This window comes from Mechercharimyces sp. CAU 1602 (assembly GCF_024753565.1).
GTDB lineage: Bacteria > Bacillota > Bacilli > Thermoactinomycetales > JANTPT01 > Mechercharimyces.
On record NZ_JANTPT010000001.1, the window covers coordinates 654,020 to 665,064 of the forward strand.

Here is an 11,045-nt window from a genome sequence, read left to right on the forward strand (position 1 = left end):
TATAGAGTAAGCAGGATTTAAATAGGCGCTATAAAGTATATAATCGGTAAATGAATTTATAATATTAAAAAATTAATGACAATCTTTTGCTGTTGTTATAAAATGGAGGCAACCTCAGGAACTAGCATCCGGATACGAGAGTTTAAATGTTTAAGAGAAATAAGAGAATAGAGTGGGAAAAGGGGATGAGCAATTGCAAACAAGAAAAAAATGGATGACCCGATTACTTTCATGGATGATGGTAGCAGCGTTACTATTAACATTGGTGTGGCCAGTAACAGCTTGGGCACAACCAGAAGGGGAGTCATCTGGAGCTAAGAGCACCTCTTTGCAAGAAGAAACCCCTAAACAGGTGAAAGAAAAAGTGAGTAAGAGATTAGAGGCCCAGTTTGAAGATAAGGAGCAAGTCACTTTTCTTGTTAAATTAAAGGAGCAAGCTGATACAAAAAAAGCGGTAAAACAAGCAACTGCTATGGCAAAGAAAGAAAAGGCAAGCCCTGCTAAAACGGAATTGATGCAGCGCTCAGCAGTGGTCTCCGCTTTGCGTTCCACCTCACTAGATACACAATATGAATTAAAAGAATGGTTAGGCAAGCAGAAAAAAGAAGGAAAAGTTTCTAAAATCAAATCATTCTATATTGTTAATGCGTTAGCGATTACCGGAACAAAAGAAGTGATGGAACAGATCGCCGTATTTGCTGAAGTGGACAAGGTGTTACCTAACGAAGTACGGCAATTACATCCAACTAAGCGTGTGAAGGAAAAGAAGGCGCAGAAAAAATCGGTTGTGGAAAAGACCGGATCCAAAACGAACGATGCTAATACGGCGTCAATCGAATGGAATATAGATCAGGTACTCGCTCCACAAGTGTGGGAAATGGGCATTGATGGTGCTGGTACCGTGGTGGCCAATATTGATACCGGGGTCGAATGGGATCATCCGGGGCTAAAAAATCAATATCGTGGATACGATGCAGACAGTGATAGTGTGGATCATAATATGAACTGGTTTGACGCTGTAGGAGGAGAGCCTACACCTTATGATGATTTAGCGCATGGCACACACACGATGGGTACCATGGTAGGTGTGGAAGAGAATGGATCTAATCAAGTGGGAGTTGCTCCAGGAGCTAAGTGGATTGCAGTAAAAGCTTTCTCTGAATCGGGTGGAACCGATATCGATTTGTTGGAGGCAGGGGAGTGGATCCTAGCACCAACGGATGCTGCAGGAAATCCACATCCTGAAAAAGCTCCAGATGTAGTAAATAATTCATGGGGCGGTGGTCCAGGTTTAGATGAGTGGTATCGCCCAATGGTGCAAAACTGGCGTGCAGCAAATATTTTCCCTGAATTTTCAGCTGGTAATACAGGTATTTCGAATCCAGGTGGTCCAGGTTCGGTGGCAACTCCATCAAACTATCCGGAATCATTTGCAACTGGAGCAACTGATATCAATAACCGGTTGGCAAATTTCTCATTATTAGGGCCATCCCCCTACGATGAGATTAAACCAGATATCTCTGCACCAGGGGTGAACATCCGCTCGACGGTACCGGGTGGGGGATATGAAGGTGGATGGAATGGAACATCCATGGCAGGTCCGCATGTATCGGCAGTTGTCGCCTTGCTTAAACAGGCGGATTCCTCATTAACAGTAGATGAGATTGAGCAGATATTAATGGAGACAGCGATTCCTTTGACAGATTCAACCTATCCGGAATCTCCGAATAATGGGTATGGGGAAGGTCTTGTCAATGCTTACGATGCGGTTTCAACGGTCATGACGGGATTAGGATCAGTAGAAGGACAGGTATTAAAAGAGGGTGAAGATACGGAAGCACCTACCTATCAAGTGGGCGCTCCCGAACCTGGATATGCGGGTATGCCACTATATCTAGGGGCTTCGGTACAAGATAATGTAAGTATTAAAGAAGTAGTGCTTCATTATTCAGATGATGGTCAATCATGGGAAACCTATGAGGCAGAACGTACGAGTGGTAACTATCGAGATGGATTATACCAGGCCCAAGTTCCAGGTGAGAAGGTGACAGGCGATTTTAGTCGCTATAAGTTTAAGATCACCGACTTTGGCGGTAATGAAGTAATGACAGAAGAATTTGAGATGGAAGTTTTAGCTCCTGTTACGATTGGGTATGAGCAAGATTTTGAATCAGATGCAACCGGCTGGTACTCGTATGGCACCAATGACTCATGGCAACGAGGCACACCTACCTCCGGTCCAGGGGAAGCATTTGATGGGGAAAGTGTGTATGCCACCAACTTAGCAGGACATTATGCAGATAGTGCTAACATGACGCTGGTGATGCCGCCCGCAGCTATCCCTGCAGAAGGTGAGACATATTTACAGTACGGGGAATGGTTCAACTTAGAATCTTTCTTCGACTATGGACATGTTGTCATATCGACGGATGGATCTAGTTGGGAGCAAGTAGTAGAAAAAAATGGTGAAACGTCTGGATGGCAAGATGCTGAGGTTGATCTTACTGCCTATGCTGGACAAACGATTCTGATTGGGTTTCATGTAGAGACCGATGGTAGTGTGACTAAGGATGGTTGGTACATCGACGAGGTGCGTCTCAGCGATGAACCATTTACTGCACCGACGGTTAATAAAGAGAATGTAAAAGAGTCAGCAACGACTAAAGATAAAAAAGGAAAAGTGGATCCAAGTACGTTGTTGCCAGAAGAGCGGCAATGGTACGCATCGAATGACCAAAGTGAAACGAAAGGGAATAATACTCCAAGTGCATTACCTTTGGAAGCGACTGTGAGCGTGTTGGAAAGTGGACGCACAGTTAATACCAATCCTGCGGATGGAAACTATAACTTGATGCACGCTGTAGGTGAATACACGCTGTTGGCGGAAGCATATGGGTTCCGCTCGCAAGAACAGACAGTCCAAATAGCTGAGGACGAAGCAACTGTAGCCAACTTCGTTTTAGATCCTGTACCACAAGGAACCATTACAGGCACCATCACGAATGAAGCAACAGGAGAACCGATTGCAGGTGCAACCGTATTTCTAGTAGAAGATGCGGCGATAGAGCCTGTTGTGACGGATACAGATGGATCCTTTAGTATGGAAGCGTATGAAGGTTCGTATACGCTCAAAGTGACTGCTTCAGGATACCACAGTAAAGAACGTGAGGTTGTTGTAAGTGGTGGAGAGACTACTGAAGTGGAGATGGCATTAAAGCCATTTATCGGTTATACCGGGGAGATCGGTTACGATGATGGTACCGCTGAAAATGCTCACGCGATGTTTGATGCGGGTAATGGCTGGGCTGTTAAAATGTCCCTGGAGGAAGGGGAAGAGCGAGCACTGGTACAAAGTGGACTCTTCCGCTTCTGGGGAACAGATTGGCCATCTCCAGGCGGGGACGAGTTCCAAGTAGAAGTTTATGATGCGAGTGGTCCAGATGGCGCTCCAGGTAAAAAATTGGCTGGACCGATAGATGCCACGGCGATTCGTAACGGTGAAGATTGGACTGAGGTGGATTTGAGTGGTGAAGGTATCATGGTAGAAGGCGACTTCTACATGGTATACATGCAGAGCCGAGCTCATCCAGATATACCGGGACTTGCTGCGGATGAAGATGGCGAGTTGGCAAACCGTAGTTGGAGTTATATCGGTGGTGCGTGGCAGCAAACGCCTGAAGAGGATGGCAACTATATGATTCGGGCGCGAGTGCAGTATGAAGTGTCGGCGCCGGTAATTACATCGCCTGCTGATGGATCGTACACGAAGCATGACGAGATTACTGTAGAAGGAAACACCTCTCCAGGAGTAAAAGTACATCTGTACAATCATGGTGAGGAAGTAGCAACAACAACTGCGACTGATACGGGAGCATTTGCTGCAGAAGTCGACCTGTCTACAGGCGAAAATAAGCTAAGCGCGAAGTCTTCGACAGATGCAGGCATGACCGAACCGTCGCCAGAAGTAACCATTATTGTGGATAAGAAACGACCTGCCTTAACGATTGAGGCACCAAGTGATGGTGAGAAGACGAATAAGGAAGTCGTTACTGTTCGCGGGAACGCAAGCGATAATGAAGGGTTGCAATGGCTCAAAATTAACAATAAGAAAGTAACGGTACAGGAGGATGGGAGCTTTTCCAAGCGGATCCTGCTTGATGAAGGCGAAAATACCATCAAGGTCGTAGCAAGGGATAAAGCAGGCAACAAGAAACAAAAGCGCATCAAAGTGTATGCTAAATTTAGCGAACCGGTCATTGAGAATCTGCAACCCGCAGAGGATAAACACCTGTCCGCTGGGCAAACACTTATCGTTCAATTTGAGAGCGAGCCAGGCTTAAAGGCAGACTTTGTCATTCAAGCACCGCTCATTAATCCTATGCTTACGAAGCGGGCTCCGGGCGTGATGATGATGCCTGACCTTCCAACTTCATTCCCGATCATGGAGACTTCTCCAGGGCATTATGTCGGCTATTGGACGGCAACCTCCAATCTGATTGCCGCCGGTGCACGAGTTGAAGTAAGTGCTGAAGATGCTTTCGGGAACGAGACAGAAGCATTAGCAGATGGAAAGCTGTACATTAATACCGAGCAAAAATAAATGAGTGTTATCACCCCCACCGCTGCGGTGGGGGTTTTGTGTTGCGGCTCCAGATAAGGAACAGTACAGGCGACTTTATTGGCGGGAAGCTTTTAAAATCAAAGGATTCACCGAAATCATCGTTTTCCGATCGGTACTTAGTAATCGTTAGACGGCTGACTCTTACTCGAAGTTTTAGTGACGGGCTGTATGTGTAAACAGTTCTATCAGTCATTTGTACAATCAGTTTTACGAATGGAATCATATAATAAAAAAGCGTGAAAGCGTGATAGAAAACAGTTACAGTTTAGCAATTTTGATGAGATAGAAGAAAGAGATGAGGGAGGTAAGAAGATGAGTTCAGGGTTAGATCAACCTATACGTGCTGCCTTAACGGGGGATTATACGACGTTGCAACCAGTTCCACAGTCTTACTTTGTGAGAAAAAGTGGCGTTTGGGTATGTCCTGCAAATGTGGTGGCTCAATTACCCGCAGGCCTGTTTAACCAACTTCCAGTTAGAGTAATGACCATTGGGATAACAATTGATTTAGTGCGCCAACTAAGCACAGGCCAGATATTGGTTCGTTTCTCCCCTAGCTGTACAAATCAAGTTTCCACATTAATAGCCGAAGCTCGTAGAAGTGAAGGTGTCCAGATAGGGACAACTATGCGGATAAGGACATTTGAAATAAATGGGGAACAACCGACACGTTTTGTAATGTTTAACGTTAGCCCTACGGGACAAGTGCAACGCTTTAATATTAACTTTAATCATGGTTATCACAGTGGGAATAGATGGGCGTATCGGTAAGCAAATGAGTCCAGCAGATGATGCTGGGCTACACTACATATAAAGTTAGACTCCGTTTGGGTTTGCCTCCTTTTACAAAATTTGCGATCATATGATCTAAAAGTCACTCTTATCGGGCACGCTACTAAAAAGAGCGAAGGGAGAGGGCCCGGGTGGATGCTGAGGAAAGTGAGCGCCAATTATTACAAAAGCTTAATGAACAAGTGAATGAGTTAGCTAAACGAATAGAGGTTGGGTACATTGCGGAATACTTGGAGATGTTACGGCGTCCTCGCCGTTTAATCTTTGTAAATTTTTTCACGGGAATTGCCAGAGGGATGGGAATAACCATAGGGGTGACAATATTATCTGCGCTCTTATTTTATATCTTGCAAGCGTTGGGAGCACTCAATATTCCTATCATTGGTGATTTTATTGCGGATATTGTAAAGATTGTACAAGCAAGGTTAGAGCTAGATGGAAGGTATCAATGACAAATGAGTGGAGGCCATTAGATGGATCAACAAATGAAGAATATCAGGGATTACTTAAATCATGAAAAGAAGCGCCTAGAGGAGCGACTGTGTAGCAATAATCATTTTGGCCTGGAACAAGGAATGAATGATTCACTTGGAGAACTGTCCGGGTACGACAATCATCCAGCTGATATTGGAACGGAACTATATGAACGAGGGAAAGATATTGCGCTAAATGAGGAAGCAGAAGAAGAATTGCAAGAAGTAAATGATGCGCTCTTCCGTTTAGCTCAGGGAACCTATGGGCAGTGCTTGGCTTGCGGTGATCCTATTAGATATGAACGGTTAGAAGCAAAACCGACAGCTGCTTACTGTATAGATCACGAACCGGATTCTCACTCTTCTATGCGTCGTCCGGTGGAGGAAAAAGTGATCCATCCTTCGTTCGGTGAGCATGGTCAGGATGGATCGGAAGAGACAGGGTTTGATGCTGAAGATGCGTGGCAGGAAGTGGAGCGGTATGGAACCTCTAATCCGCCAGCTTTTTCGACCGAGGAAGATGAACCCCATGGATATGTAGACGACTTTGAAGGCTTTACTGTTACTGATTTGCATGGGAACACGGAGGAAATTTCGGAGATCACCCATAATGCTGCCTATCGGAGGGCGGAAGAAGAGTATAAAGCTCATCTACACCCTGAAGAGTAAAGCGTAAGCTAGAACAGTCGCGACGTGTTCACATGGGCGAGCTCCTCTCGTATCAACCGATGCGAACTCATCATAGGTGATGTGCCCCGTCTGATCCAGCTGATATAGTGGAGGAGGGGGTTTTTTCACTATGGCTCCCATCCAGGGTTTACCCAATCACATGTGGATAGTGTAAGTGGACAGTGGCTGCAAGTTGTTGCAAATACCTTCCTGTGCTACAATCGATGAGAAGATCTTGTGGAGCGAAACAGATGAGAAGGAGGAGCCATTGATTGAAAGCACTTCGTTATTATATTCTTGCCGTGATCGTTATCGTATGTGATCAATGGAGCAAGTGGATTGTACTAACTGAGATGAGTTTATATGAGTCCATAAAAGTATGGGAAGATGTTTTCCACTTTACATCATCACGTAATCGGGGTGCAGCGTTTGGGATATTGCAAGATCAACGGTGGCTGTTCCTTGTAGTGACAGCTGTTGTAGTAATCTTTTTAATAGGTTATCTATGGAGATATAGAGAAGGGAATAAGTTGGTTTTATGGGCATTCGCACTGGTTCTCGGAGGGGCAGTGGGTAATTTTATTGATCGCGTACGCTTGGGTGAAGTAGTCGACTTCCTCCATTTCAAATTGGTCGACTTTCCTATCTTTAATATAGCAGATTCTGCAATTGTGATTGGCGTAGGGTTGCTCTTGATTGATACGCTCTTTTTTTCATCATCAGACGCAAATGAGAAGCTTGCAGAAGCAGGAGAGAAACAATGAGTGAATTAGAAAATAATAGTATGATCGTTCAGCCTGAAGATCAAGGAGATCGCCTTGATAAATTTGTAGCGCAACAAGATGAATCCTGGTCGCGTGTGATGGTACAATCATGGATTCGTGAAGGGAATGTCTTGGTCGACGGCAAAACGGTAAAGAGCAATTATAAGATAAAGGCGGGCAATGAAGTATCGATTACGATACCCGATCCTGGGGAGATGCAAGTGGAGCCCGAAAATATTTCACTCGATATCCGCTATGAGGATGAAGATGTCATTGTAGTGAATAAACCACGGGGTATGGTGGTTCACCCAGGTGCAGGCAACCAAACAGGAACATTGGTACATGCTCTTCTTTATCATTGTAAAGATTTATCAGGGATTGGTGGGGTTTTGCGTCCTGGGATTGTTCACCGCATCGATAAAGATACCTCCGGTCTTTTGATGATTGCTAAAAATGATAGCGCGCATCAGTCATTGGTTGCGCAATTACAGGCGCGTGAGGTAGAACGACGTTATGTTGCAGCTGTACGTGGCATTATTCCTCATGAGACAGGAACGATTGATGCTCCAATCGGACGAGATCCTCGCAATCGACAGCGGATGACCGTTATTCATGAAAATAGTCGTCCAGCAGTAACACATTTTCGCGTGTTGAAGCGCTTTGCGGAAACAACGTGGATTGAGTGCAAACTGGAAACAGGTCGTACGCATCAAATTCGCGTTCATATGAAGCATATCGGTCACTCCTTACTGGCGGATCCAGTGTATGGTCCTAAAAAAAATCGCTATCCTATTATGGAAGGGCAAGCGCTTCACGCTCAAGTGCTTGGGTTTACTCATCCTCGTACAGGCGAAACGGTTCGTCTGGAGGCGGAGCTACCGTCAGATATGAAGGCTTTATATCAGCAGTTAGCAACGGAATAGGAGAAGATGAAATCACCCGTACAAGCGGGTGATTTTTGTTAGGTGTAAGAATTCAGAAGATGAAGATGGATTGGTGTGTTAACGTAAGCTGGAACGAGTTTGAATCTTAATCATAATCTCCTCATTTCGCTATAGGATGAATAAGAGTGCGTTGCGAAGGTATGAAAGGGGAGGCGTAGATGGAGTCGAGAAAATTCATTTTTGTAGCGGGTCTTCATCGGAGCGGTACGACCATTCTGGCGAAATGTTTGCGGGACCACCCTGATATTAGTGGTTTTACTGATGCCAAAGTGCCGGCAGATGAAGGGCAGTTTTTACAGAGTGTATATAAACCAGCACGGGCATATGGAGGTCCTGGGTATTTTGGTTTTAACAAAGAAGCTTATCTTACCGAAGAGTCAGAGCTGGTCACGGAGGAAAATCGGCAGAAGCTATTTGCAGAGTGGAGTCGTTATTGGGATATAACGAAGCCCATCTTGCTAGAAAAGTCACCACCTAATATTATTCGCATGCGCTTTTTACAAGCTATGTTTCCGCAATCCTATTTCTTAGTCATTCAACGCCATCCGATCGCGGTCTCTTTCTCTAATTTTGGGATGAGACCATTGCAATTGAAGGAACTATTTTCACACTGGTTGGTCTGTCACAAACAGATGCGGGAGGACTTACGCTATTTATCCAACTTTCTTCTCTTTCGGTATGAAGAGTTCGTGTTGCGGTCACAGGCTCATCTAGAGTCGGTATATCGGATGGTGGATGCTGATGTTCATATTAATGTTCGTGAGATTGATCAGCATAATAACGATAAGTACTTTGCAAAATGGAATCAGCTTTCACTTGAAGTGCGTAAGCCCCTCATCGAAGAATATGAGGATGAATTTCAACAGTTTGGCTACAGTCTGAGTGAGCCAGAATAAGTTTGATCATTTCCTTGACTTCTTTTTTATTATCCTGCATACTTAAAGCAATTGAATATGTCCTTTAATCCAGTCCCGTGAGGCTGGCAAGGAGCCGGACATAATCGTTAGGTGTATGATTGCAGCCTAATGGTGTATTATTGTGATATTTCCACTTCTTGCCACCCGATAAGGGGGTAAGAAGTTTTTTTATTAAGGAGGAACATGATGGTGGCTGAACAGAAGGTGATTTTAGATGAAGCGGCATTACGACGGGGATTAACGCGGATTGCTCATGAAATCATTGAACGTAATAAGGGGATTGATCACTGTGTGCTGATTGGTATCCGTACTCGTGGCATCTACTTAGCAAATAGGTTGGCAGAAAGAATCCATCAAATCGAAGGGAAAAAAATTTCGGTAGGAGAGTTAGATATCACGCTTTATCGTGATGATCTTTCTGAGAAAGAAGAGCAACCCCATGTACGTGGAAGCCATATCCCTTTTCAAGTGGAAGGGAAAACAGTGGTATTAGTAGATGATGTGTTATACACAGGGCGGACGGTGCGTGCAGGAATGGATGCCCTGGTTGATCAAGGACGACCACAAATGATTCAATTGGCAGTGTTGATTGACCGTGGTCACCGTGAGTTGCCGATTCGTGCTGACTATGTAGGTAAAAATGTACCTACTTCGGGAAAAGAAATTGTAAAAGTGATGTTGACAGAGGTAGATGACCAAGATGGTGTTGTCCTGTATAAGTGAGTAAGGTTAATCCCTTAAAGAGGTCCGAGAGAGGCATCAAGGGAGATGGAACCTCTTACCTCTTCTGGTAGATGCTTTGTCGCAAGTAAATAGAGAAGCACCTTTAAGTACAGTCCCGTGAGGCTGTGAAGGAGCAGTGCCAGGTTTAACTTTCTCTTTGAGGAGGAAGTGAACACCTCGCATATGAGTAAAAAAGCTCCTTCTTTTTATGAGAAGGAGCTTTTTTACGCAAGATATGGAAGGAGGGCGATCAGATGGGTGACATCACTGAGATTAAGCAACTGACAAAAGGTGAGGTTGAGGGGCTGTTAGAAGCAGCTGAGCGCTGGCGGAAAGTAGGACAGGGGAGGGAGTTTGCAGGGCGAACAGTGGCTAATCTGTTTTTTGAACCGAGTACAAGAACACACTTTTCCTTTATGGCCGCTCAACAGCGCCTGGGTCTTCATATTTTAAATTTGAATCAAGGGCATTCTAGTACGACTAAAGGAGAAACATTATACGATACTTTGCAAACCTTGGCTGCACTCGGAGTAGAAGTAGCTGTGATACGAATGAAAGAAGAGGGTGTACTTCGTACTATGCGTGAACAGGGCGTAGGTCCTACTCTAATTAGTGGAGGAGAGGGAACAAGCTCGCACCCGACACAAGCTTTGCTAGACTTACTCACCATCAAACAACACTTTGGTGAAGTGAAGGGATTAAAGGTGGCGATGGTGGGAGATGTGGCGCATAGTCGTGTGGTCCATTCTAACCTTTCCCTTCTAAAAAAGATGGGAGCGACCGTGCTGTTGAGCGGTCCAGAAGCGATGCGCGCGCCAGCGTTAGAAAAGGAAGCGTCGTATGTTTCCATTGATGAAGCGGTTGAGACAGCAGATGTAATGATGATGTTGCGCGTTCAGCTGGAGCGTCATCAGCAAGCTTTGCCATTGTCGGTGGAAACTTATCATCAACGGTATGGATTGACGTTAGAACGAGGAGAACGTCTTCAATCACATTCCATTATTATGCATCCAGGACCCGTTAATCGTGGCGTGGAAATAGCAGATTATTGGGTAGAGCACGAGCGGACAAAAATCTTAGCACAGGTACAAAACGGGCTGTGGATGCGAATGGCCGTTATGGAGCGAGCGCTATCTTAAGCG

Annotated in this window: 9 protein-coding genes; all 9 read left to right on the forward strand. The window is 45.0% G+C overall.

What is annotated here, in order from left to right:
* Positions 1–214: 214 nt before the first annotated feature.
* The 9 genes from NXZ84_RS03510 (at position 215) to NXZ84_RS03550 (ending at position 11,042) form a co-directional block, all read left to right on the forward strand.
* Entirely contained in the window at positions 215–4,600 is a 4,386-nt protein-coding gene (locus NXZ84_RS03510) for a S8 family serine peptidase (protein ID WP_258838893.1), read from the forward strand.
* Positions 4,601–4,933: 333 nt separating this feature from the next.
* Complete coding sequence (locus NXZ84_RS03515; protein ID WP_258838894.1) at positions 4,934–5,392, forward strand: hypothetical protein; 459 nt, start codon at positions 4,934–4,936, stop codon at positions 5,390–5,392.
* Between the two features lie 152 nt (positions 5,393–5,544).
* A complete protein-coding gene (locus NXZ84_RS03520; protein WP_258838895.1) occupies positions 5,545–5,865 on the forward strand; it encodes a DUF5665 domain-containing protein in 321 nt (106 codons plus the stop codon).
* 21 nt (positions 5,866–5,886) lie between these two features.
* On the forward strand, positions 5,887–6,555 hold the full coding sequence (locus NXZ84_RS03525; RefSeq protein WP_258838896.1) for a TraR/DksA C4-type zinc finger protein: 669 nt from the start codon (positions 5,887–5,889) through the stop codon (positions 6,553–6,555).
* Positions 6,556–6,827: 272 nt separating this feature from the next.
* Positions 6,828–7,319 carry a signal peptidase II gene (lspA, locus tag NXZ84_RS03530; RefSeq protein WP_258838897.1) on the forward strand — a complete coding sequence of 164 codons (492 nt, stop codon included), beginning with the start codon at positions 6,828–6,830 and terminating at the stop codon, positions 7,317–7,319.
* Positions 7,316–8,242 (forward strand): RluA family pseudouridine synthase, encoded by a 927-nt coding sequence (locus NXZ84_RS03535; RefSeq protein ID WP_258838898.1) that lies wholly within the window; start codon positions 7,316–7,318, stop codon positions 8,240–8,242. Before lspA ends, NXZ84_RS03535 begins: the two co-directional genes overlap by 4 nt.
* Positions 8,243–8,421: 179 nt before the next feature.
* Positions 8,422–9,159 carry a sulfotransferase family protein gene (locus tag NXZ84_RS03540; protein ID WP_258838899.1) on the forward strand — a complete coding sequence of 246 codons (738 nt, stop codon included), beginning with the start codon at positions 8,422–8,424 and terminating at the stop codon, positions 9,157–9,159.
* Between the two features lie 207 nt (positions 9,160–9,366).
* Positions 9,367–9,903, forward strand: coding sequence for a bifunctional pyr operon transcriptional regulator/uracil phosphoribosyltransferase PyrR (gene pyrR, locus NXZ84_RS03545; RefSeq protein WP_258838900.1), 537 nt, complete (start codon positions 9,367–9,369; stop codon positions 9,901–9,903).
* Between the two features lie 254 nt (positions 9,904–10,157).
* Entirely contained in the window at positions 10,158–11,042 is an 885-nt protein-coding gene (locus NXZ84_RS03550; protein ID WP_258838901.1) for an aspartate carbamoyltransferase catalytic subunit, read from the forward strand.
* The last annotated feature ends 3 nt before the right edge of the window (positions 11,043–11,045 follow it).

What these genes read in the sequence shown, in the direction of transcription:
- NXZ84_RS03510 (WP_258838893.1), top strand. Translation starts at nt 215, where the DNA reads ATGACCCGATTACTTTCATGGATGATGGTAGCAGCGTTACTATTAACA.
- NXZ84_RS03515 (WP_258838894.1), top strand. Translation starts at nt 4,934, where the DNA reads ATGAGTTCAGGGTTAGATCAACCTATACGTGCTGCCTTAACGGGGGAT.
- NXZ84_RS03525 (WP_258838896.1), top strand. Translation starts at nt 5,887, where the DNA reads ATGGATCAACAAATGAAGAATATCAGGGATTACTTAAATCATGAAAAG.
- NXZ84_RS03535 (WP_258838898.1), top strand. Translation starts at nt 7,316, where the DNA reads ATGAGTGAATTAGAAAATAATAGTATGATCGTTCAGCCTGAAGATCAA.
- NXZ84_RS03540 (WP_258838899.1), top strand. Translation starts at nt 8,422, where the DNA reads ATGGAGTCGAGAAAATTCATTTTTGTAGCGGGTCTTCATCGGAGCGGT.
- pyrR (WP_258838900.1), top strand. Translation starts at nt 9,367, where the DNA reads ATGGTGGCTGAACAGAAGGTGATTTTAGATGAAGCGGCATTACGACGG.
- NXZ84_RS03550 (WP_258838901.1), top strand. Translation starts at nt 10,158, where the DNA reads ATGGGTGACATCACTGAGATTAAGCAACTGACAAAAGGTGAGGTTGAG.